The organism is Marinoscillum luteum (genome assembly GCF_044005705.1).
In the GTDB taxonomy this organism is placed as follows: Bacteria; Bacteroidota; Bacteroidia; order Cytophagales; family Cyclobacteriaceae; genus Marinoscillum; species Marinoscillum luteum.
In genome coordinates, this window is sequence record NZ_JBIPKE010000020.1 from 39,343 (window position 1) to 60,038 (window position 20,696).

23 protein-coding genes and 1 pseudogene are annotated in these 20,696 nt (G+C 45.4%); 11 read left to right on the forward strand and 13 right to left on the reverse strand.

Annotated elements, in window-relative coordinates; translation table 11 throughout:
- The 3 genes and pseudogenes from ACHKAR_RS18140 to ACHKAR_RS18150 form a co-directional block, all read left to right on the forward strand.
- Window positions 1–183: pseudogene (locus tag ACHKAR_RS18140) on the forward strand (HNH endonuclease signature motif containing protein); the annotation flags it as partial.
- Window positions 184–240: 57 nt separating this feature from the next.
- Entirely contained in the window at window positions 241–681 is a 441-nt protein-coding gene (locus ACHKAR_RS18145) for a hypothetical protein (protein WP_242617536.1), read from the forward strand.
- Complete coding sequence (locus ACHKAR_RS18150; RefSeq protein ID WP_106565254.1) at window positions 659–1,453, forward strand: hypothetical protein; 795 nt, start codon at window positions 659–661, stop codon at window positions 1,451–1,453. The genes ACHKAR_RS18145 and ACHKAR_RS18150 overlap by 23 nt, the downstream gene beginning before the upstream one ends.
- Window positions 1,454–2,217: 764 nt before the next feature.
- On the opposite strand, the gene ACHKAR_RS18155 is transcribed toward ACHKAR_RS18150, so the two are convergent.
- The gene (locus tag ACHKAR_RS18155; protein ID WP_178371493.1) at window positions 2,218–2,385 is read right to left on the reverse strand and encodes a hypothetical protein; all 168 of its coding nucleotides are present in this window, start codon (window positions 2,383–2,385) and stop codon (window positions 2,218–2,220) included.
- Between the two features lie 275 nt (window positions 2,386–2,660).
- Between ACHKAR_RS18155 and ACHKAR_RS18160 the strand changes: the two genes are divergently transcribed.
- The gene (locus ACHKAR_RS18160) at window positions 2,661–3,023 is read left to right on the forward strand and encodes a hypothetical protein (protein WP_395418846.1); all 363 of its coding nucleotides are present in this window, start codon (window positions 2,661–2,663) and stop codon (window positions 3,021–3,023) included.
- Between the two features lie 264 nt (window positions 3,024–3,287).
- On the forward strand, window positions 3,288–3,710 hold the full coding sequence (locus ACHKAR_RS18165) for a DUF6943 family protein (protein WP_395418847.1): 423 nt from the start codon (window positions 3,288–3,290) through the stop codon (window positions 3,708–3,710).
- A 63-nt stretch (window positions 3,711–3,773) separates the two neighbouring features.
- Here the strand turns inward: ACHKAR_RS18165 and ACHKAR_RS18170 are convergent, their stop codons facing one another.
- From ACHKAR_RS18170 to ACHKAR_RS18185, 4 genes are read right to left on the reverse strand one after another with little or no spacing between them, the layout of a single operon-like run.
- A complete protein-coding gene (locus ACHKAR_RS18170; protein WP_395418848.1) occupies window positions 3,774–3,983 on the reverse strand; it encodes a hypothetical protein in 210 nt (69 codons plus the stop codon).
- Window positions 3,976–4,206 carry a hypothetical protein gene (locus ACHKAR_RS18175; protein WP_395418849.1) on the reverse strand — a complete coding sequence of 77 codons (231 nt, stop codon included), beginning with the start codon at window positions 4,204–4,206 and terminating at the stop codon, window positions 3,976–3,978. Before ACHKAR_RS18175 ends, ACHKAR_RS18170 begins: the two co-directional genes overlap by 8 nt.
- Window positions 4,203–4,610 carry a DUF5675 family protein gene (locus tag ACHKAR_RS18180; RefSeq protein WP_395418850.1) on the reverse strand — a complete coding sequence of 136 codons (408 nt, stop codon included), beginning with the start codon at window positions 4,608–4,610 and terminating at the stop codon, window positions 4,203–4,205. Before ACHKAR_RS18180 ends, ACHKAR_RS18175 begins: the two co-directional genes overlap by 4 nt.
- A gap of 11 nt (window positions 4,611–4,621) precedes the next feature.
- A complete protein-coding gene (locus tag ACHKAR_RS18185) occupies window positions 4,622–5,395 on the reverse strand; it encodes a hypothetical protein (protein ID WP_201430280.1) in 774 nt (257 codons plus the stop codon).
- Between the two features lie 191 nt (window positions 5,396–5,586).
- Between ACHKAR_RS18185 and ACHKAR_RS18190 the strand changes: the two genes are divergently transcribed.
- Window positions 5,587–5,787: a hypothetical protein gene (locus ACHKAR_RS18190; protein WP_236587555.1), complete on the forward strand. Its 201-nt coding sequence runs from the start codon at window positions 5,587–5,589 to the stop codon at window positions 5,785–5,787.
- Window positions 5,788–6,110: 323 nt separating this feature from the next.
- Here ACHKAR_RS18190 and ACHKAR_RS18195 read toward each other — a convergent pair whose 3' ends face one another.
- Entirely contained in the window at window positions 6,111–6,797 is a 687-nt protein-coding gene (locus ACHKAR_RS18195; protein ID WP_395418851.1) for a hypothetical protein, read from the reverse strand.
- A 28-nt stretch (window positions 6,798–6,825) separates the two neighbouring features.
- Window positions 6,826–8,010, reverse strand: a complete 1,185-nt coding sequence (locus ACHKAR_RS18200; protein WP_395418852.1) for an acyloxyacyl hydrolase — start codon at window positions 8,008–8,010, stop codon at window positions 6,826–6,828.
- 198 nt (window positions 8,011–8,208) lie between these two features.
- Here ACHKAR_RS18200 and ACHKAR_RS18205 point away from each other — a divergent pair, with 198 nt between their 5' ends.
- Window positions 8,209–8,829 carry a hypothetical protein gene (locus tag ACHKAR_RS18205; protein WP_395418853.1) on the forward strand — a complete coding sequence of 207 codons (621 nt, stop codon included), beginning with the start codon at window positions 8,209–8,211 and terminating at the stop codon, window positions 8,827–8,829.
- Here ACHKAR_RS18205 and ACHKAR_RS18210 read toward each other — a convergent pair.
- Window positions 8,826–10,478: a hypothetical protein gene (locus ACHKAR_RS18210; RefSeq protein WP_395418854.1), complete on the reverse strand. Its 1,653-nt coding sequence runs from the start codon at window positions 10,476–10,478 to the stop codon at window positions 8,826–8,828. The two genes, ACHKAR_RS18205 and ACHKAR_RS18210, sit on opposite strands and share 4 nt — an antisense overlap.
- 150 nt (window positions 10,479–10,628) lie before the next feature.
- Between ACHKAR_RS18210 and ACHKAR_RS18215 the strand changes: the two genes are divergently transcribed.
- Window positions 10,629–12,287: a cyclic peptide export ABC transporter gene (locus ACHKAR_RS18215; RefSeq protein WP_395418855.1), complete on the forward strand. Its 1,659-nt coding sequence runs from the start codon at window positions 10,629–10,631 to the stop codon at window positions 12,285–12,287.
- Between the two features lie 7 nt (window positions 12,288–12,294).
- Here ACHKAR_RS18215 and ACHKAR_RS18220 read toward each other — a convergent pair whose 3' ends face one another.
- The 3 genes from ACHKAR_RS18220 to ACHKAR_RS18230 are packed head-to-tail and all read right to left on the reverse strand — an operon-like array spanning window position 12,295 to window position 15,659.
- The gene (locus tag ACHKAR_RS18220; protein WP_395418856.1) at window positions 12,295–12,942 is read right to left on the reverse strand and encodes a hypothetical protein; all 648 of its coding nucleotides are present in this window, start codon (window positions 12,940–12,942) and stop codon (window positions 12,295–12,297) included.
- 44 nt (window positions 12,943–12,986) lie between these two features.
- Complete coding sequence (locus ACHKAR_RS18225) at window positions 12,987–14,576, reverse strand: capsule assembly Wzi family protein (protein WP_395418857.1); 1,590 nt, start codon at window positions 14,574–14,576, stop codon at window positions 12,987–12,989.
- Window positions 14,577–14,588: 12 nt separating this feature from the next.
- Window positions 14,589–15,659, reverse strand: a complete 1,071-nt coding sequence (locus tag ACHKAR_RS18230) for a glycosyltransferase domain-containing protein (RefSeq protein WP_395418858.1) — start codon at window positions 15,657–15,659, stop codon at window positions 14,589–14,591.
- 75 nt (window positions 15,660–15,734) lie between these two features.
- Here ACHKAR_RS18230 and ACHKAR_RS18235 point away from each other — a divergent pair, with 75 nt between their 5' ends.
- On the forward strand, window positions 15,735–16,646 hold the full coding sequence (locus ACHKAR_RS18235) for an exostosin domain-containing protein (RefSeq protein ID WP_395418859.1): 912 nt from the start codon (window positions 15,735–15,737) through the stop codon (window positions 16,644–16,646).
- Window positions 16,646–17,497: a hypothetical protein gene (locus tag ACHKAR_RS18240; protein WP_159581017.1), complete on the forward strand. Its 852-nt coding sequence runs from the start codon at window positions 16,646–16,648 to the stop codon at window positions 17,495–17,497. The genes ACHKAR_RS18235 and ACHKAR_RS18240 overlap by 1 nt, the downstream gene beginning before the upstream one ends.
- On the opposite strand, the gene ACHKAR_RS18245 is transcribed toward ACHKAR_RS18240, so the two are convergent.
- Window positions 17,494–18,579: a glycosyltransferase gene (locus ACHKAR_RS18245; RefSeq protein ID WP_395418860.1), complete on the reverse strand. Its 1,086-nt coding sequence runs from the start codon at window positions 18,577–18,579 to the stop codon at window positions 17,494–17,496. The two genes, ACHKAR_RS18240 and ACHKAR_RS18245, sit on opposite strands and share 4 nt — an antisense overlap.
- A gap of 220 nt (window positions 18,580–18,799) precedes the next feature.
- Between ACHKAR_RS18245 and ACHKAR_RS18250 the strand changes: the two genes are divergently transcribed.
- Window positions 18,800–19,534, forward strand: coding sequence for a glycosyltransferase family protein (locus ACHKAR_RS18250; protein ID WP_395418861.1), 735 nt, complete (start codon window positions 18,800–18,802; stop codon window positions 19,532–19,534).
- Here the strand turns inward: ACHKAR_RS18250 and ACHKAR_RS18255 are convergent.
- Window positions 19,517–20,674, reverse strand: a complete 1,158-nt coding sequence (locus ACHKAR_RS18255; RefSeq protein WP_395418862.1) for a glycosyltransferase family 4 protein — start codon at window positions 20,672–20,674, stop codon at window positions 19,517–19,519. The genes ACHKAR_RS18250 and ACHKAR_RS18255 overlap by 18 nt on opposite strands.
- Between the last annotated feature and the right edge of the window lie 22 nt (window positions 20,675–20,696).

The following is a 20,696-nucleotide window of genomic DNA, read 5'->3' on the forward strand; positions in this document are numbered from 1 at the left end:
ATGGCCAAAGCTCGAAAATCCATACCCCAAAAAACGAAATCTCTTTTACAGCAAGAGATTAACTCCCAGTGCCCAATCTGTGATGATCAGAATGTAGATCATTTTGAAATTCATCATATTGACGAAATTCCCGAAAACAATTCCCCTGACAACCTTTTGATGCTTTGCCCGATTTGCCATTCCAAGATTACAAAAGGTGATATTAGTGAGGAGGAGGTCAAACAAATCAAGAACTATCTTATGATTAAAGCTAAAGGCAAATCCAGTGCAAAGTCATCAAATACCATCAACATCAAAGGCAATGTGTCCAACTCTACAGTGGCCAATTCGATCAGTGCACAGACCATTGTTTATAAATCCAGAAGCAAACCAAAGATGGAATTCGCTGATGGTGCCATAGGTAAAAAAGCGGAATTGAAAAACTATGTGAAGCATCTGATAGATCGATATAACGAATACAAGGAAGGCGATGTTGGTAAATCCAAAATGAACTATGCTGCCATTTGGGGCATCATCAAAAAGGAATTTAAAGCCAGTGCCTACCAAGTCCCAGAAGCCCAGTTTGAGGCTCTATGTTTGTTCCTCCAGCATCGCATCGACAATACAAAGCAAGGCAGGATCAACAGAGGGAAAGGCTTTAAGAACTATTCAACATTTGATGAAATCTATGGTGGAGAGTAAGCAGAGCAATCTTGATTGGCTGAAAAAAAGATGCCCAATTCGTCCTAAAAAGTGGCATACTGAAAAGGTTCTCAGAATAAATGAAATTGAGAACTATAGGTTCTATTCTCGGAATTCAACAAAGACTTACAGAGGAATCATTAGTCCGCTAGATATAAAAGGTATTCAATACGCCTATGCTTATAACGATGAGAGTGATATTACCTGGATTGACTTATTGAACAATTTGAAAAGGTTTAAGGATATTCGTCATTCAAACATGACTCATGAAGAGTTGATCGAGCACGCCCAAAGTGATTACAACGAATCCAGAACAGTTTCAAAGTTTGGCTCTCTTTATTTTACTACCACCGGCCAGCACAGAATGACTTTGTGCAAATTTCTCGATTTGGAAAAAGTTACAGTCCAGATTAACGAGTATACCTTTGATCAAGAAAAATTTAATGCCTATCAGGCTAGAAAGAAATTTGTAAAACAGCTGTTAGATAGAGGTCTAATTTCTGAGGAATTATTAGAATCAGAAATAATGAGTTTTGAACACGGCATAAGCCTGAATATCCGAGGAGTTTTCATCATGATGGGAGACCAAATATTTGATGGGCTTATAAACCTTTACGATGGCCTTAGCACGAACAAAGTATTAATCACTTTTGAATCCTTGATTTATGGTAAGCCTTCTACTTTCAATAATGATGTCAGAAGCCAATCTGATTTACTTCAATTCAAGTACTTTTTAAGAAAGTGTAAAGCGGAATTACTGAGTGATGTCTAACATACATCATGATCTCCTTCAAAGAGAAGCGAATTAAGGTCAATCCCTTACCGAAGATAGTCTCTCCCCACACCCCTGTGCCTCCAGCCTGCTCATTCCGCTGCGCTGCACTTACAAGCTTCCAGCACCGCACAGCAAGAGTAGCCCGTTATTCCATTCCACTTCGCTCCATTCCATACCGTGCCACACTTGCTTTTCCCAACCCTGACCCCACGCAGGAAAAGCGGTGTTCGTCTTCCGCCCTCGGCATAGCATCATGCCAGGCCACCACAGCCCATTTTTTTAAAGGGTCTATTTTCTAAGGTCAAAAAATAAGCTGTGTTGCCTTACAGGTCTCCGCTAAAGCTCCGAGCCTGTCATGCTGCTTGCAACTCGGTTGTCATCCTCACGGCAGCCTACTCTGTCTTTTTTGCCGCTTCTCTTCGTTTCGTTGCGCTTGCCAGGCTTTGCAGGAATTGTTTAATTGAAAGCGGTCTGCTTCAGCTTGGCAGTGCTCACTGCACTTCGTTCAGCCGCAAAAAATCCACCGGCTGCCCGTGTTTTTGCTCGCCTGCGGGTCGCTGCGGGCTGCAGGCTGTCATGCTTTTTGCACCAACGCTTGGTATCCCACCACACAGGCAATCGCTTATACCTTCCCAACGCTCAAAGCAAAAAATCACGCCAGCCCTTGTGTAGTTCCGTTCCATTCCGGGCTTTTGTCGAAAGTCAAAATACAAAAGCCCTGCATTCCACTACACACATAGCCATCCCCCGCTGTTCGTTCCTCACAGCTTTCCGGTCTGGCCCCCTTGCTCCACTCGCAGGACGGCTCGCAAGCCTCCGTTCGTTCCTCTCTCCGGCTGGCTTGGCCGTTCGTCCATTACGCTGCGCTCCACAGCCTCCGGCCAGCCGTTTTTGGTTTTCCTGCGTTCCCGCACTAAATTAAATCCCACAGTTAACCATTGCCACAGTTATGAATTGTAGAACCAGAAAAAGAAAGGAAGAGCTCAACCGAAAATTTTATATTCAACCCGTTAACTACTTGAAACTTCTTAATGGTCAACACAAACAAGGCTGTTGCGGGTCTTTGGATGATAAATACTACATCTTTTCATATAGACCCAGGGGAGATTATAACGCTCAATCGAAATATTTTTTTGTCGGTACTCATTGTGCCAACGAATTCCTTGATATTATCAAACACAATCCCCTTCCACTTTTTAATCCTTTGATACATGAACAGGGGAATTATGTACCCGGGGATGGGAATTCTTCAGGATCCAAAGACAAAGCACCAATTCATCCCTTCAATCGGGAGCTACTTACCGCAATTAATATGCTTTGTATTTCATGGGATATTATTCCAGAGTCAGGACTCGAAAGCATCATCAAATTCACTAATAATAAGTCAACTGATCCTAATCTCAATGGGATCGAGTGGTTCAATAAGATTGTCGCAAAGGATGCCAGAAAAAGAACCCTTAGACAAATGATCGATGAGTTAAGAGAAACCAATGACATAAAAGAGATGAGATTCGATCTGATGAACCAATACCTTAATGAGAAGGGATTCGAAAATTACATCCGATAACCAATTAGAACAAAACAAAGAGTGCAGCTAAGTTAGGCGGGCCCCACAAGGCCAACCCTGATCAGGACCGTCAAGGTCAAGCCCTGCGGGTTTTTAAAAAAATCTCCACCCGCCAACTGGCGGGTAGTATTTTTCCAAAAAACCTTGACTGCCCTGTCCATGCCCACCTGACCAAAGGCTTTCTCTTTTCTTTTTTTCCCTTTTTTCTTTTCTCTTTTGAAATGTGTGCGAAGCGGAGCGAGCTAAACTTTAAATGCTCGTACTATGCACAATTTCCAGATGAAAACTTACAGGGATGGACTAACCACGGTAAAGCCTCACTTTTTCATGCTTTCCAAAGGACTGAATGCGGGAAAGCCGCTCGAAACCCCTTGTCCCAATTGCTTCACCATCACCACAGAATCGGAGGAGGCACGGAACTTTTATTTCTGGCTCTCTTACGGTCTTTGGCAGGCACAGGCGTTTATGCCACACCTGACCGGTTCTGTTGTCCCATTCATCAGGATAGGTGATGCCAGAGCGGTATTGCTGGCAGGGCAGGAAAAGGCCTTGAAAGACCGTAGGAAGTACCTAAAGTCATTGGCACTCCTTCAGGACTTTGAGAAGAAAGCTAAGATCCTGCAAAAGCAGGTAGAGCTGGTAAAGCAGGTCAAGAGAGCCATCATGTTTCAGATACTCCTGGAATGAAAAAAGGCCCCATGAGGAGGCCTTTTCATTGAGAGGAACACAAACTTTCCCGACTTGCGGGAATCACATCCCCTTCGGAGGTGGATGTTTTCTTTTGAACCGTTGGAATAACACCTTTAGCAGAATGGACACGGTAAAGCTCACTATCGCTCCAACAGCAGCTAATACACAGGTGTGGAGGATATCCCCGGAGCTGATATTCACCAGGACACTCAGCAACGTGCCTCCGGCAGTTCCTGCCTTCGTGCCACCTCCCCTTACCAGGTTAGCCATCTTTCCTGTCCGCTTTTGCGCTATCCTCTACGGTCACTTGACTGACTGCAGTCAGTACCGTCCCGCCTACGGTGAGATAGCCGCCCAGAGCAACTATTCCGACTGGTAAACTGATCGGTGCTGCCAACAAAGCGCCACCAGCTGCCGCTAGTGCCAGACCTACATTACGGAGCACCCTGAAAAACTTGGGGGTTGGGGCTTTCGCCCTTTCTATGATTGTCATACGATTTTTGCTTTTTGAATAATGAGAAATACACTTTCGCCTCTTTCCATGGCCTCAAACACAAGGGTTTTCAGCTTGGAATCGGCAATTTTGGATTGCGTCCCTTTACCTGGGCCAACAACTTGTGAAACCGGGGCTATACAACCCTTCAGTTCCTTCAGGGCATCATTGGCGGGGTGAAAGAGGATGCCGCTTCTGTTGGGCACATTTTTTACCAGCAAGTGCCAGCCCCGTTTTTTGGTATATCGCTTTACAAGCTCATACCTCCCTTCCGGGATGCACGACACCATTCGCTGGTTTTCCCTCCAGGGAAGTTCGATAGTGGAGCAAACCAGCTGCACCCCATCAAACAGGCTACCACTCGTTCCCTCCGGATGATAGTTTCTTGTCAGAATCAATTCCATCCGAATCTGGATTAGGTTTGTTGAACGGCAGGGGCACCATCAATAGCCACCAACGCCAGGGCGTTGTAAGACCCGTTTTTCAACGGGTAAAAGCTCCCGTTCACTTCCTGGTAGAACTCTACACCAAAAGCCAACAATAGGGGTTTAGTACTGTTAGCGGGCAAAGCATTGGTCAAGCTTACAGCCGCTTCGGCCTGTGGGCCGATCGCAATCTCACCGCTTTCGGATGTCACCAGCGTGAAGTCATCCGACTCAAAATCAATCTCCGCACCTGCAGAGACGAATTTCAGGTGCGTAGCACCTTGAGGTGCAGCGATGGTATTCTGGGGCACAAAGCCCGGCACATTCACTACAGCTTCACCTGTTGCCCGGTCAATGCTTACATCGAATGGTGCATACATGGTAGCTCCCAAGCGACCGTTTGCATTGAACTCAAAGCCCTGCAAAAGCTCCAGTTCACCATCGAGAACGTTCCGTTCTCCCCGGGAACTGGTTGCATCCGCTTTGATGACCTTCACCATTTCCCTGGTCAGCCTGGAGGTCAACCGGCTATCAGAGGTTCGCAGAAGAAGCGGCCTGAAGGCCGTTCTCAAAGTCCGTCCGGCTGCACCGGCACGGCCAAACTCAGCACCGTTTTCGCGGGTACGCTGAAAAGCCGGATCGTTCTGGATCCGTTCCTTGTCCACCCCGCCCTTTTCACGGGCCAGGTAGCCATCTCTAGTTTTGTAAAAGGACATGTCACCGACCTTGCCCTTCAACTTGATAATCCCAGCTTGTCTTGCCATATCATTTGAAATTTTGATTTGTTGCTTCGTTGCAACTCACCGAAAATCAGATAAATCAGGAGGGAAGACAAAAGACAGGTTCCGCATAGGAACATTGGATACCGTTTATTCCGATTGGTTCAAAATGAACTGCCAATGGCATTTCCTATATTTACAGTACACCAAAAGCATAGATGAAGCATAGATAAAGTATGATTGAAACCAAAAGAGCCTGTATCTATCCAAAAGACGTGCAGCGAATCACGGGCATGAGCGAGCGTTACGGAAGAAAGCTCCTAAACAAGATCAGGGAGGAGCTTTCCAAAGAACCGCATCAGTTCATCAGCATAGATGAATTTTGCGAGTTCACCGGCCTTGCACCGGCCATTGTTGAGCGTTACATCACCGATTGATCTTGCCAGATGAAGGCAGTCAAACGGCACTAAAATCTATGGCTCTTTGCCAATAAATTTTAGCACTTTTTGCCACGATTTGAACCCAAAACGTAGGCTTTTTTGTATATTTACAGAGGTTTCGGAGTTCACCAAATGCACTCAAACCAGTTCGAATAAATTGAGAACTGAACGGTGAACCCGCTGAAATTCGTTCTTGTAACTTGCTGATACATAAAGATTTGCGTGGGGTGGTTGTAATCCTGCCACCCCGACGAACAAAGCCCGCCGACGTAAAGTCAGCGGGCTTTTTGTTTTTTATCAGGGTTTCTCATTCCACCTGATTACCAAAAGGCGGAGCAATTGATGTGCAGGTGTAACTGCACGTTTTGATAAGCTGGAGACACAGTCACTACATCCTGATCAACCTCCAGGAATTCACGTCCCTGAAAATCCCCGGTCCAGGATACTGACAAGGCGAAGTTGGAATCGAGCGCTTTGATCACCCCCAGACTGAATCGCCCCCTGGCACCAAAATCCTCCTCAAAGCGGAAATTGGGTGATAGCTCCATGGTACTCTCCCATGCCTTATCCCTGTGTTTGATGTTGAAAGAAGGAAAAACTGAAAATGAAAGCTGGAAGCCTGAACCCACATCTGCCCGGATAATGACCGGAAATTGCAGCCTTACCAAATCCTGCTGCAGCTTCCTGATTTCGCCGGACTCAATATCCCACTCGGCTTTGTCTGTATTCCAGTAAAAATGACCACTTGAAAAAATGTACTTGCCTCCGGTTTGCTGCACTTCTACCCCTGCCAGCACTGTAAAAACACTCTGTCCCAGAGCTTTCCCCACCAATACGCCCAGACTTTTGGATCCAACACCTGTTCCCTCGGTTAAGACATAAGTCTTGTCGTCCTCTCCACTGATAAAAGTCTCTTCCATCTCTGACCAGCCTACACCAGCACCACCCAAAATCTCTACGAAAAAGTCAGAATTCTGAGCTTGGGCTCCTGATAGCACGGACGCCATTAAATAAACCAAAAAAGCCAGTAACCCCTTATTTACCATACCAAAACAATCTATAACCAAGGTTCAACTCTACGTATTCAGATTCGGAAAAATTAACCGATCGGATTCCCATACCAATAATGAAATCCTGGACATGATATTTGATTCCTAAATGCTGGTAAAATCGGGTCACCTTTCGGATCTTCTCCTGATCAATAACCCGATAGCCAGGCTGGATCAATATGGAAAAATCCTTCATTACCCACTCCAAAGACCCGAATAAGCCCAGTTGTAACTTTTCACTCTGTGGTACTTCCAACTTCCTCCAGGCCCCGTTTGGAAGTTGTTCCAGTCTGGCGTTGGCTGCTCCATTGCTCATCAGGTCTATCCCCCCACCCCATTTGAGTAAATAGCCCGTTTGACGCTGCAAAGCCACTGACAGGTTGTAAAAGCGATAGTTCTTATTAACAAAGGCCACCTTCTTATCCAGCTCGAAGTAGCCAAAAGTCTGCTCTCTAACACCTGTTCCAAAAGTAAAATACAACTCATTGCGGTCGTCAAATTCAAGAATTTCGCCTATGGAACGGGCGGCCAAACTTTGGTAGTCCTGAAAATGATACCGCACACCCACAGAACCGGTCAACAGGTTGACACCTCTGTTTGGTGAAGACCTGTGGCCATTGGAAAAATGCGAAGACCCCAGGTCCAAATTCAATGTGGTATTGCGGAATACGTTGTATTCCAGCAAAATACCCGAGTTGATATACAAGTTTCTTGCTGATCCGATAACACTGTTATTCGGATTGAGTACGGGGTGTTCGGCTTTCCAATTGAGGGAAAGTCCTAAGCGAAACATGTATTTAAGGGCAAATTTCTCGGTGCGGATAAATGGCGCATCTAAGAATGAATACAAAGCGAATGGGCTGCCTAACTCATCGGTTTGAGGAAAGCGAAAGGAGGTATATCCAAAACCGAAAGCCGGATAGTGCAACAACTGATTCTCAGCACTGGCATTTCTTGTCTGCCAGCCAAGCTCACCTTTGTACCCGGCACATTGAGAGATCCTCTGTTCGGAGCCATTGTCACCATTCAGAAAACTATTTTGTGATTGAAATATGGCACTCTGATGTCTGCTAAATGTCAGAAAAAAACTCGGACTTGATTGACTGTATACACTCCCTGCTAAACACAGCATTGAAACCGCCAGACATAAGCGTACTTTCCTATGATTCATCTATCAGTTGGGTAAACTTCAAACAAACAAATGTATTCAACCAGTGGAAATTTGTTAACGATTAGCCCAGAAAGAAAACCTAAAAACGAAAGCACCGAATGATAGGAGGTCAAAAGCATGGTAATTACAACAAAAAAGCTGTCCATCTTCAATTCCTTTTCGTTAACTTAATGATAGCCAATCAAACCCCTTTTTGCCATGTCAAGTAAGATTTTTCAATACGCCGGGACGCTGGTATTTCTGATAAGCATCCTGTTTGTAGTAGGACTATTCACGCAAACCAACCCAGACCACCCATCACTGAACGAAACATCCGCCGAACCGGACCTCTACCTCAGCAATGTGCGGCATTATGCCAAAGAACAACTGGCTGAACGGAGCCTTTATCACCTTGATAAGGCCATTGAATCGATTAAGAAAATCGAAACAGACATAGATATCAACAGCAAGCAAAAAGTGGATGAGGCAATTGTTCATCTGGAAATGATTTATGAAGAGATCGCCAGAGATTCCCTCGTTTCTGAGGATCTTAACAAAGCCTTCGAATTCGCCCTGAATGCGCTCACACTTGCGGAGCTGCGCATTTCAGAACGCTATGCTGAAAGTAACAATCCTGTTCAGGCCATGGTGGCACTGAAGTACGCTCAAATGCACCTCAAAAGCGCCTCTCAATATTCGGACTTGCCCAACATGAACCTGGAACGACATATCTACTATGAAATAGATTCGTTGATTCTTTCAGAAGCCATGGCCCCAGTGCTGATCGCTGAGAAAATTGATTATTTCATTTCTGAGATGGACACCCTGGTGAATGATTAATCATCAAAATCAAAGCACTCCTTGCAGGTAGGCTTATAGCCAAAAAGGAATGACCTGGAGCGGTGTAGGTTTCGTGTCAGCGGCAGGTCTGACGGATATAGTTCAAAGGATATGTTTTTCTTTTGAATGTGATCATCTAAGCTAGAGCCAAGGGCAAGTACCGATAGAGAATCGTGATTTTCGTACCACACTTTGGTCAATATTTTGGCCAGCATTCCGCAGGTCAGCACCACTACCGCCTCATCAGGAAACCTCATATCCTTAAATCGGTCATATTCAAGGTATGAGTTTCTAAAAGGCACCTGAAATATTCGCTCTGAAACCATTTCTACCCCAAAAGCCTCAAAAAATGAAAGATCCTGATACTCATTGGTGAAAAAGTATACTTCCCGACCCTTTAGTGCCTCCAACAAGCGCGGCATGAAAGCGAGGTTATGATGGATGGCCATGGCCTGAACTTTATACTCATAATCACCCACTATTTCGTCAGCCTGTTTTCTCAATTTGGGATGATCCAGAGAACACGGAACTCCCACCAGATAGCCTTCTTTTTGAAAGCGCATTGCCTCATAAAGCCGCTCTGCGAGTACCGGATTGTATTGTTGCTGTTTCCTTCCGAACCACTTTTCATGCTGCTCGCCTTTTAAGAAATCCTGAATGAACGTAAGCTCTCCGTCATTATAATGGGCAAAACTCACCGGCTTCTTGGCCTCTAGTCGACCCACCAGCAGCTCCGTGGCTTTGTGAATCACTGCACTCTTATTTGGCAGGTGCCTGAATATTCGTTCCTTCTGAAAATGCCATTTATTGGCCTTACCAATCAAGAACAATTGACGAACAGTCTGCAAATGCGCCCTCATATTGAGCAGAAAAGATGCTTTGCCGGGGGTTGCCGGTGATGGCGTATCCTGCCCCACCACCAGTGGGTTGGTCCCGGTCAGATGGCGGAAAGTATCTCCCATCCGGGAAATATTCAAAGACTTGGATAAAGCGGAAATGAGGTGGTTCTGACTGTAAATATCCCGTTCGTTTCGGGCATAAAGCATCTCGTACATCCATCCCTTTTGAGCCTGTGGTTTTGCAGATAACCTGGTGCTCGCTATCAACACCTGATCATGATCAAGAATGAAATTGACTTCAGACTGAAAACATCCGCAGGCCGAATCAGCATAATATCTGCTTAGTGTATCGTGATAAGAACACTGCTCCCCATAACGCTCCATGGCCTGACGAAGTAGGGCCTTCAAGCCACCGGCAGTTCCCACAAAGGCTGTAGAATCCAGGTAATTGTACCGCTCATGAGGTCTTGGGTAGTGTTTCCAGTAAAAATAGTGGAGTCTTTGGTCTTCCAGTAAATAGGTTGAGGAAGCGGCAAAAACCGCATCAGTACCCAGTAGAGCAAATCTGTCTGCCAGCATGGCCACCTCACCACTCAGGGAAACCCGCTCCGGGTCTGAAATAACCAAAACCACTGTCTGATCATTCTCTTTATCAAGCGCATCGATAAGTACCTGGAGCCACTGCTCCTGAGTTGTCACCACAGGACACCACTCCACCTCGGCCTTCAGCAAGTTATCAGGACGCTCATCGCGGGGCGACTTGCCAGTTTGTTCAAAACAGAAAATTTTTACAGGAGGGTTATTCTTCATGATCTGGAATGAGCAAAACTAAACCAAACCAATGTAGGTTAAAAGCTCAGACTTCACGTTGAACATGTATACTCAAATTGAAGTATGTACTTCGCACAGATCGCTTAACTTTGCGAATTCCTGAATTTTGTACAGGCGACATTAATATCTATGAAAGTAATTGCCCTTCTTTTCAAGTCTTCGGCATGGAAATTTACCGTAGCAGCCATTGCCAGCTTCATCTCCGGAACTGCCCTCACTGCGGTGATCTACATGATCAATGAGGCCATCAAAACCGAAATGGCCAATTCCGACACGATCATCTGGCAATTTCTGGGCATCCTGCTCGTCTATGTCACCACCAGCATTTTTGGTGCTTACCTGATCACACTCCTCAGCCAGGTGGTGATCCAGGACATGCGCCTCACCATCAGCAATAAAATTCTGAAAGCCTCCTTTCACAAGCTCGAATATCAGACCAAAAGGCTTTTCACCATCCTCACGGATGACATCAACACTATTTCCTCCATCATTATCAAGCTACCAGCCATTTTCACAGCGGTCACCACGGTAATGGCCTGCTTCGCTTACATGATCTTCATCTCCTGGAAGCTCTTTTGTTTATTCATGATTGTATTTCTGATGGCCTTTATCCTGTACAGGCTCCCGCTCAACTCTTATGGCGAACGCCTGAGGAAAACCAGAAACCATCAGAATGTGCTTTTCGGCTATTTTGAAGGACTTATCTACGGCCTCAAAGAACTCACCATCAATAAAAAATTCAGGAGTCTCTACACCAAGGAAATCATTGAACCACTCACCGAAGAGCAAAAAAAGCATCAGGTAATTGGCAAAACGACCGTGGAGATATTCTCCCGATGGGGCGAGGTTATCCTGTTTCTGGGGATTGGTGGTATCCTTTTGATCATCAAAGAAACTGGTGTAACGACCTATGACGTAATGGTTCAATTCCTCACGGTAACGGTTTTCACCATTGCACCTCTTTCTAAAATCACCCGGGTACTCCCTGATTTTCAGCGAATCAATATCGCTTTGGAGCAAATTGACTCAGCCGGTTTGGATCTGGAAAAAGAAACCGCCCCGGCTTTGGAAGAGGACAACACCAAGATTTTCCCCGTAGTGGAATCTGAGCCTGTCATTTCATTGAAAAATGTTGCCTATAGCTACTACCACACCGAAGAAGAGAAATTTTTCAAACTTGGCCCGATCAATCTGGATGTCAAAAAAGGTCAGGTGACTTTCCTCATAGGTGGGAATGGTAGCGGTAAAAGCACCCTGGCCAAAGTACTCTGCGGCCTTTATCCTCCTCAGGAAGGTGAAGTGACCCACTTCGGAAAAAAGGTGGTCCCTGAGAATGTTGAAAATTTCCGAGACCAGTTTAATGTCATCTTTGCAGACTTCTACCTTTTTGATGAAATCATCCATATCCCACAGTCCGTCATCGATGAAAAAGCTCAGGAATATTTGAAACTGCTGGAGCTGGACAAAAAAGTGGAAATCGTGAACAGAAAACTCACCACCACCAACCTATCCACCGGGCAGAGAAAAAGATTGGCACTGCTGATATCCTATCTGGAAGACAAACCCATCTACTTGTTTGATGAGTGGGCAGCCGGTTTGGACCCGTACTATAAGAAAATATTCTACAAGAAATTGATTCCGGATTTGAAGGCTCGTGGTAAAACCGTTTTTGCCATCACCCATGACGAATCCTATTTCGACTGTGCAGATGAGGTGATCATGCTCAAAGAAGGTCAGCTATTGGAAACTCACCTGCTGCACGATCAGCTGCAGGAGTTTTTCAATTAATAGCTCATTAATCAGAATCGTATTTATACCGATCGTAATCCTGCTCTAAGGCATCAAAGTCAATCTCTTTTTTGAGCTTCAGGAGTACCAGAGTATCTACCATCGACACTTCATCGAGGTACTTCAGCACCACCTGATATTGTTCCCGGTGAAAGTCATGGAAGAGGATATTCAATCGCTTATTGGTGTGGCACTCCATGATGGTTTTGAGCACGCACGAAACCCGAAAACGTCCATCGACTAATACAGTATCTATTTTTTCGCTTTCTATCTGCTCAAAGACCTCCGCTGAGTAGGAAGGAAAGAGCTCTCTGGATTCATCACCAAGCGGTCTTCCCCATTCTCCTGTTGGCCCGATGTTCACGTGAACCAGATTCAACCTTGTCTTCTCCATTCGGCGAATGAAAAGATACTGTTTCATCATATTCACCCATTCCTTGCAAGAATCGACAGAACATATATCGGCTTCAGACTTTCCCAAAGAACGAAAAGTACTACCTCCCATCCCAAATTCAAGGTAGTAATCGGACAAACCAACAGTAGCATCGAAGAGTTTTTTCTCCGGCCCGGTCATTCTAAATGGATGGAAGATGGGTTTTGGAGAATAGCGATTGATTCCTATGATCAGATTTTGTCCGAGCTCTTTTAGCGTCAAATTACCATTGTTTCGTGAGTGTAATTTGGAAAAGTATACTTTATTTATTGTTTCGCCAAATTTGCCAACTGGTACCCCAATACAAACCTAAAGTAGAGATTATTCACATCGTTATCTTTGATATATTGCCAGTTGAGCCTGTTACTGAGCGATAGCTCTGCTCCTACTGTAAAGTCATTTACAAAGCGCAGAGCCTTTAAGGTAGCCGTGTACTCCACATCAAAGGGTCTGTCACCATTGGGATCAAAGGCGGCAAATGCATAGTCGTCGTTAAACCTGATTCGTTGCAAGCTCATCCCATACATCCCTTGAGGGAAATAATAATTAACCATAAGTATATCACCATTAGAACCCGGCCCAATGCCCGCGCCAAGCAGTTGCCCTCCCTCCGTATAGCCCTGAGGTGCCAGGTGATGCAAATAATAAGGAGGCGAAAATCGCAATTTGATCAATCGGGTTTGACCTAATGTTGTGTGCTCGTAAGTAGCCTTCACTGCCTTGTTGTCACCTAGATCAAACACCTTGATAAAACCAATGGTATAGGCTCTGCTGTGTTCGGGCTCTGTGGCCAGCGCACGGATATTGCTGAAGTCATTTTTAGCAAACTCCAGATAAGTTTCAAAACCCACCTCTTCAAAAGTCCATTTTAAATTGATGGCTATCATCTGGTCGTATACATCGTTGACCACACTACCCGAACTCAGGCTATCCTTATTGCTCGAAAAATCAGCAAAAGAAAGAAAAACATCACTCAAAGCGAACTTCTGAATCTTCCAGTCCCTATAGTGAATCCTGGTGGCACCCACGGAAAGACCGGGAAGAAAGGATGGCCTGTAATAGGCTCCTCCACCCTGAAAATACCGCTGATTGTTTCTATCATTATCGTCGAAGTAATCAGACTCGTTCATAATGCCCCAGTAGGATCTAAATTCAAAATCTCCGATCACTGTTTCAATAGGCGTATCTGTGCCGAAATCTATATGCGGAAACATCGCGGCATTGTTACTCATGATGATTGGGTTAACCTGCGATGGACCCAGTACTACATTCTGTGTGGAAACTCCGAGTGTCAGTTTTTTATAAATCAGGCGTAAATCAGACTGCCCCATATGAAATCTGGTAACAGCCTCAGGCCCATACTGCTGCACCCAGTCTATCTTAGATGAATAGGGATAACTAAATTCGCTAGCAGCACCATTAGGCCGAGGGTAATCCTTATTCTGGGCATAGTAAACCACTGGAGCGAAGGTGTAATGAAGCATCCCAAAATGTCCTCTAAAACCAAAATTAATATCTGCATTCATCCCCTTACCACGCCATACGGGCCCGTCGTTATAGCTTCTGGGGTACTTCGAGTTAAACCCAAAAGAAGAAATCACTGGAAGGACGCTAAAACGACTCTCACCACCTGTGTAAATCTGATAATGATCTCCCCAGGCATTCCATTCAGGAGTTCTGTCATACTCATTAGGAGAAACATTTGCAGTATTCACCATGATGCGTTTGCGCAGCGAATCATTTTGCAATTCCAGCAACTTATTGTAGTCCACCAGATAAGAATCTGGGTACAAAACCTGCGTTTTTCCGGCAATGGCCAAAAGAAATAAAAGGACACCTAATGTTTTTTTAATCATAATACCACTCACTCAAATCGTAAAAGGATTGTCTTTGGGGTAGCACTTCCCGGACCTAAAATAACCTCCGTCCGCAAACCTAGTCAGGTCAGCGCCCTTTTGTATAGGAAAAATACCCTTAATCTCAGTTACCCCTCTATTCACTCGCGATATGTACCAAAAGTTGACCACTGACCTGAGAAAAGCTATGAAACTCAGTACCAAAGCCAGAGGCCGCGCCCATGTCCATCGGTTAAACGTGGGCTTTCCTTTGATCTTATTCAAAACGGTTTCAAAACGGGTATAAGTCCCGGGAAGGTGAATGATTGCCGGGGAACTTCCTGTGAGGGTATTGTGAAATTGTCCTCCCGAAAAACTGAGGTCGCGACAATTTTCCTGAGTTTCTTTTATCCAAAAGGTTTTTAGCATCCTCCGCTCATATTTAAAAAACAGGTAATCCTGTATTTCTGATACCCGTCCCCAGGATGCCACACACATTCGTCCGCCGGAGCAGCCAAAAAGCTTCTGCTCTGAATCCAGTTTGATGGTGAACTTTGGATGAACCAGGCCCACCGTAGCATCTACATAATAACGGCTATATAAGTACTGATCCGATCTTACCTGATATAGCTGATCATCATCCTGATAATCCACACCATAGGTAACGGAAATTTCAGACAACAAAGCTTTCAGGGCGGAAGCCCGGGCCATGAAGGTACCTGAGTTCAAAAAGTGATAAACAGAACCCTCTTGCCGAGGATAAATCCTCCAATACTTCAGGCTGAGATCAGCCTCACGGAAGTAGTAATTAGCCTCAGCAGAAAACACCACATCTGCATTCTGTGCCAGGTATCTCTCCATGAGATCACTCTCTCCGGCATTCATCACCACATCAAAGGCATCCACCAGCAATAGCACATCATCATCATCAACTCCCTCTGATTGAAGGTACTTCTCCAACACCCTAAACTTAAAAGCATTTCTTTTCCAGACAGTACCCACACCCACCACTTCCAGCTGCAAACCATGCTCCTCACAAGACCGCTGCAGGGGCGACATTCGCTCGTCAATCTTATCCACCAATGTCACCAATTTTAAACCCATCTTTATGACCTGTTTTGTGGGCAAAGTAAACGATCTTTAAGATATTTACGTCCTTTTTCATTACGACAACCAAGCATGGGAAATTTAAAATCAAGAAGAGTCAGGAAATTCTGGAAGGCCCCGATCAATAGGAAACTTGACATTTTTGACTACCGATACAAAACACTCTTTCCTTACCTCTCAGGAGATACGTTCAGGGCCATCGGAGAGGTGATCATCGATAAAAGCTCTCATAACCCCACCATACCCAAAAAGGACAGTCCACTGATCGTCTATGCCATTCAGACCAGACCCGGCGACTTTGTCAATATCTTTTTCGATAAAATCATCCACAAGATTGATCAGGAATTTGTCCTGATCACTCACAATGGCATGACCCCAGACTGGTCTAAATATGAAAAGCATCTGGATGACGACCGGATGCTTGCCTGGTTTGGCAAAAACTTGGTTTATGATCATCCAAAATCCAACACCATTCCTCTAGGGGTAACCAATCAGCGTGATCCTCATGAGCGTGGTGGTTCTCAGGAATTCTGGAATCAGATGCGGGCCACCCCACCAGAAAAGGACATCACATGTTATGTAAACGTGGGCATCGGACACAAAAAACAGGCGCGTTACGAAAACCGGCTTCAAACGGTGAATTACTTCAAAGCCCAGTCCTTTGCCACCTGTGTGGGTGAGCGATCATGGCTGCAGTATGCCCAGGAGATGCACCGATCCAGGTTCGTGATTGCTCCTCCGGGAGAGGCGCTGGATACCTTCCGGCTTTGGGAAGCCCTTTACCTGGGAGCTATCCCTGTGGTTACCTCCACTCCTTTGGACCCCATGTACCGGGAGTTCCCGGTGTGGATCGTGGAAGATTGGGAAGAAGTGACCGAGGAAGCACTTGAAAAGAAGTGGCTTGAGCTATCTCCTCAATTCAACAACCTACCGCAGTTGTGGGCAGGTCACTGGTATAAGAAAATCCTTAGCTTCGTCAAATAATGGCTGTAATCCCGGAGCTATTACGATACGTTAAGATTTCTTTCTTCCACCCTCAGCCAAAATTAAAGCGAAAGGAAAAATCCGGGGTGTACGTCTCCCTGACCACTACCCCCTCCCGGATAAGTAAGCTCAGGGACACCCTCATTTCTCTTTCAGATCAGTCTGTTTTACCGGAGGAAATTATCATTAATATCCCCAAAATATCGAAAGGCGGGATTAGGTATGAAATCCCTGATTTTATCAACCATATGAAATTAGTTCATATCAACTTCATCGAAGAGGACCTAGGGCCGGCATCCAAATCATTGCCTACCCTTAAAATTCCATCCATCCCTTCTGACGCACTGATCATTGTGCTGGATGATGATCAGGTATACCCCAAAAAGCTGATAGAAAATTACCTGCACCATGCCAGGACACTTCCTAATCATGCGCTGACGCTGTGCGGATGGAGGATACCCAAATCACTTGAACATTCGGACAAAAAAATCCTGCGTGGAGCGGGTTTGAAAATAGTAAAGCCCAAACCCAATATATCGGGTAACACATCCGTGGAAATCATACAGGGAGCCTCCTCTTATGCAATCAGAAAGTCGTTTTTCACCAACGAAGTATTCGACTATGTACATGCGCCAAAGGGAGCCTTTTTTGCTGATGACATCTGGCTGAGTGGCCACCTGGCCAAAAAGAAAATCCCGAGGACTTTGGTGATGGGAAATTTCGCCTACTGCCGAATGGAATCCTACAAGCACCTAAAAACCAAGGGCCTTAGAGACACTGCCAATGCGGACAATTCGAACAATGACGCCCTCTATCGGTATTTTGAAGGGGATTGGAAACTGTTTGACTAACCCCTGTAGATGGCCAACTGATTCTCAAAACAGCTTTCCCAAGTCAATGGCTCAGCGTATGCTCTGGCCTTTTCACGCATTTTCTTAGCGTCCATTAATGAGAACTCTATTACCGCTCTGGCCACTGCTTCGGGGGTTACCTCTTTAATTATGGTACCCGCCCCAGATGTATCGATATGCTCATAGGCCGCTCCTTCATTAGCCGCTATCAGCGGTAAGCCAGAACTAAGAGATTCCAACAGCGAAAGCCCGAAAGTTTCCCATTTACTCAGTGCAAACCCAAGATCTGCACTGGCATAATACCGAGCCATTTCTTCCTTTCCTTCTATAAATCCCCTGAGTTCAACAAACTCATACTTTTCACCGGCTTCTCTGGCTAAATGTTCATAGGGGCCGGCGCCAGCTATGATCAACACTGGTTCATGATCCAGTCCTTCACACATCATGTGGTAAGCCTTCAGTATGACATCCAGCCCTTTTTCTTTGCTAAACCGATGCGGAAAAAACAGCAGTAACCGATCTTCGTTCCCCTTCTTCAATTCGGCAATCAGCCCCACATCCCTTCTGCCTGGATTAAAAAGTTGTTCATTCACCCCCAGTGGCAAAAAATGAACATTCTTTAAACCATTCCTTTCCATCCTATCCATAATCAGCCTGCTAGACACCACCACTCCATCCATCTGGTTGTAGTTTTTGCGGGCGTACTTCCAGGCCATTCGCTCGCCCATTTTGGCCATGCCCTGACCCATTGGTTCCATAAATCGTTTCACATATGTCACCGGAAAATCGGCATGCCAAAATCCATAGGTTCGCGCCTTTAATCCATGTTTTCGGACAATCTTCCGCACAATTCCCGGCATGAAATAAGGCGACCCCACTTCAATCACATCAGGGTTAATCCTGCTGAGTATCGGTTCCAGGGGTGCACTTCTGGTCAGATACCGATACTCCCAGTTGCCATACACTTTTGGCACCTTCAGGTGTTCTATAAAAGCATTCTCCCCGATCTGCTCAGTCCATGTTTCACTGTCATGCATTACGAACGAATACTTTACATCCTGTCGATCTTTATAAAACGCCATCTTCTCCAAATGGTACCGCCTCACCCCCCCACCGGACGGACTCCAAAAATTATTGCAATCGACAATTGAAAACATAGGTTTGTTCATCAGCTTTCAGCAAACATAGCACAGAATAACCCCATGACTGGCTCTGGCATTTCAGTAAAATAAATGCATTTTTGCAGACTCATCAGAACAGCTATCGCTTTCCAGCATGGTACTTCTGCTATAAAACCCTCAAATGCCTGACATTACGATCATCCAATTGGCCACACCAAACATCGACAGATACGCACTCTTCAGTGCGGCATCTGCCCGCAGCTATGCCCTGGCCCACGGGTATCACCTCCAGATCCAACGATCCAAAACCATTTCCGACCTACACATCAACTGGACCAAGATCGATATCCTCAAAACGGTGTTGGCTAATAGTCCTCAGGGACCGGATTCCTATGTAATCCTTCTGGATGCGGATACGGTCATCATGCGACCAGACCGTACCATCGATTATTTTGTTGGTAAATATGGAAGACCCAATACGTCCATTTATATGGCCGCAGATACACCTTTCTCCTTGAGTAGAAAAAAGAAGCCGAATGCTGGCTTTGTGATTGTAAGAAATGATGAAACCGGGCGCAAAATTATAGCTAGATGGATTGATGCTGCCTACAACGATGGTAAGCAATTCAACGATATTCATCCAAGAAATCAGCTGGTATACTGGAACTGTGTGGAGCCAGAGTATCAAGAGCAACAGGTAGTTTTACCAAAAAGGTACTTTCACAAACCACTTTGGTGGGTACCCAAACCGATGAAGAAAAACCGATTTCTTTATCACATAACCTCCTCCAATGTAGATTCCCGAACTGCTCAGATGCAAGGGTTTTATGAGGAAGCATGTGGCAACCGTAAGAATCTGGAAGAAACCAAAGCGCTGCTGGATGGTGGAAAAGAAGGCTTACTTTCCCTCTGCTGATTGAACAAGGGCTGTGTAAGTACTGAAAAGCTCCCGGCACAAACTCTCCCAGTTTTGAGACCTGGCATAGGCCAATGCAGCATTTCTGACACGCTCGTAATAAGCGGCATCATCCACCAGCTTCACGATTTCGGCGAAAAAGGCCTCCTCTTGTTGAGGCTCTACAAGCACTCCGGTTTCTCCGTCCTGGATAATGTCTTTGGGGCCGCCTTCAGCAGCGGCTACCACCGGCAAACCAGAGGCCAATGCCTCAAGCACCACATTTCCAAAAGTCTCCGTAGTAGAAGGAAACACGAAGATATCCGCTGAGGCATACGCCCGGGACAAGTCCAGCCCGGTGAGCTTACCCGTGAACAGCGCTTCGGGCATATTTTTTTCCAGCTTAGCCCTGGTGGGGCCCTCACCTGTGATCACCATTTTTATTTCAGGTCTTCGTTCCTGAAAAAGATTATACAGGCGTATCAATGTTTTAGGCTCTTTTTCCTTGACTAGCCGGCTTACGAATAGCACCTTTTTGCACCCTTCTGGAAGCTGAGGCCAGAGCAGGTCATCTCTATGCTCAGGGCTAAAGCGTTCAGTATTCACACCTCGCCCCCAAATTTTCAACTGATCGGACTTTACTCCCTTTCCCAGCAGGTATTCCTCCATGCTTTTCGTAGGGGCAAAGACCCTGGTACTTCCCCTATAGAGCCAAAACAAGTTATACACGATCGGTTCGGTGATCTTTTCAACAAAAGGAATGTATCTGAGGTAATAGTTGGCAAAACTGGGGAAGTGTGTATGATAAATAGTGGTCACAGGGATTTGCTTTCGCCGGGCATATTTCACCGCGAATCCACCTAAGCCACTCGGCGAACTGAAATGCAAAATGTCCGGATCAAAGTCATCAAGAATATCCGTCAGTTCCTTCATTCTCCCGGGCAACGCAAGTCTGTAGTCTTTGTTGCTAAATGGGATATTAAGATATGGGCATTGGTACACAGGATACTTAAAGTCTTTCTCCGGAGGTTGTGGGGTAATAAATATGGGCTCGAAAGTCTCTTTCGGGATACGGTTGATCACCTGATGCATGGTGATACTCACCCCATCAAAATCCTCCTTCATTACATCCAGAAAAAAAGCTATCCTTATTTTTGACATCAGGTATTAATTTACAGGCAAA

What these genes read in the sequence shown, in the direction of transcription:
- ACHKAR_RS18170 (WP_395418848.1), bottom strand. Translation starts at nt 3,983, where the DNA reads ATGGCTAACCTGGTAAGGGGAGGTGGCACGAAGGCAGGAACTGCCGGA.
- ACHKAR_RS18250 (WP_395418861.1), top strand. Translation starts at nt 18,800, where the DNA reads ATGCCTGACATTACGATCATCCAATTGGCCACACCAAACATCGACAGA.
- ACHKAR_RS18240 (WP_159581017.1), top strand. Translation starts at nt 16,646, where the DNA reads ATGGCTGTAATCCCGGAGCTATTACGATACGTTAAGATTTCTTTCTTC.
- ACHKAR_RS18225 (WP_395418857.1), bottom strand. Translation starts at nt 14,576, where the DNA reads ATGATTAAAAAAACATTAGGTGTCCTTTTATTTCTTTTGGCCATTGCC.
- ACHKAR_RS18205 (WP_395418853.1), top strand. Translation starts at nt 8,209, where the DNA reads ATGTCAAGTAAGATTTTTCAATACGCCGGGACGCTGGTATTTCTGATA.
- ACHKAR_RS18210 (WP_395418854.1), bottom strand. Translation starts at nt 10,478, where the DNA reads ATGAAGAATAACCCTCCTGTAAAAATTTTCTGTTTTGAACAAACTGGC.
- ACHKAR_RS18215 (WP_395418855.1), top strand. Translation starts at nt 10,629, where the DNA reads ATGAAAGTAATTGCCCTTCTTTTCAAGTCTTCGGCATGGAAATTTACC.
- ACHKAR_RS18145 (WP_242617536.1), top strand. Translation starts at nt 241, where the DNA reads ATGATTAAAGCTAAAGGCAAATCCAGTGCAAAGTCATCAAATACCATC.
- ACHKAR_RS18190 (WP_236587555.1), top strand. Translation starts at nt 5,587, where the DNA reads ATGATTGAAACCAAAAGAGCCTGTATCTATCCAAAAGACGTGCAGCGA.
- ACHKAR_RS18230 (WP_395418858.1), bottom strand. Translation starts at nt 15,659, where the DNA reads ATGGGTTTAAAATTGGTGACATTGGTGGATAAGATTGACGAGCGAATG.
- ACHKAR_RS18200 (WP_395418852.1), bottom strand. Translation starts at nt 8,010, where the DNA reads ATGAATCATAGGAAAGTACGCTTATGTCTGGCGGTTTCAATGCTGTGT.
- ACHKAR_RS18175 (WP_395418849.1), bottom strand. Translation starts at nt 4,206, where the DNA reads ATGACAATCATAGAAAGGGCGAAAGCCCCAACCCCCAAGTTTTTCAGG.
- ACHKAR_RS18180 (WP_395418850.1), bottom strand. Translation starts at nt 4,610, where the DNA reads ATGGAATTGATTCTGACAAGAAACTATCATCCGGAGGGAACGAGTGGT.
- ACHKAR_RS18165 (WP_395418847.1), top strand. Translation starts at nt 3,288, where the DNA reads ATGCACAATTTCCAGATGAAAACTTACAGGGATGGACTAACCACGGTA.
- ACHKAR_RS18185 (WP_201430280.1), bottom strand. Translation starts at nt 5,395, where the DNA reads ATGGCAAGACAAGCTGGGATTATCAAGTTGAAGGGCAAGGTCGGTGAC.
- ACHKAR_RS18150 (WP_106565254.1), top strand. Translation starts at nt 659, where the DNA reads ATGAAATCTATGGTGGAGAGTAAGCAGAGCAATCTTGATTGGCTGAAA.
- ACHKAR_RS18245 (WP_395418860.1), bottom strand. Translation starts at nt 18,579, where the DNA reads ATGGCGTTTTATAAAGATCGACAGGATGTAAAGTATTCGTTCGTAATG.
- ACHKAR_RS18255 (WP_395418862.1), bottom strand. Translation starts at nt 20,674, where the DNA reads ATGTCAAAAATAAGGATAGCTTTTTTTCTGGATGTAATGAAGGAGGAT.
- ACHKAR_RS18195 (WP_395418851.1), bottom strand. Translation starts at nt 6,797, where the DNA reads ATGGCGTCCGTGCTATCAGGAGCCCAAGCTCAGAATTCTGACTTTTTC.
- ACHKAR_RS18235 (WP_395418859.1), top strand. Translation starts at nt 15,735, where the DNA reads ATGGGAAATTTAAAATCAAGAAGAGTCAGGAAATTCTGGAAGGCCCCG.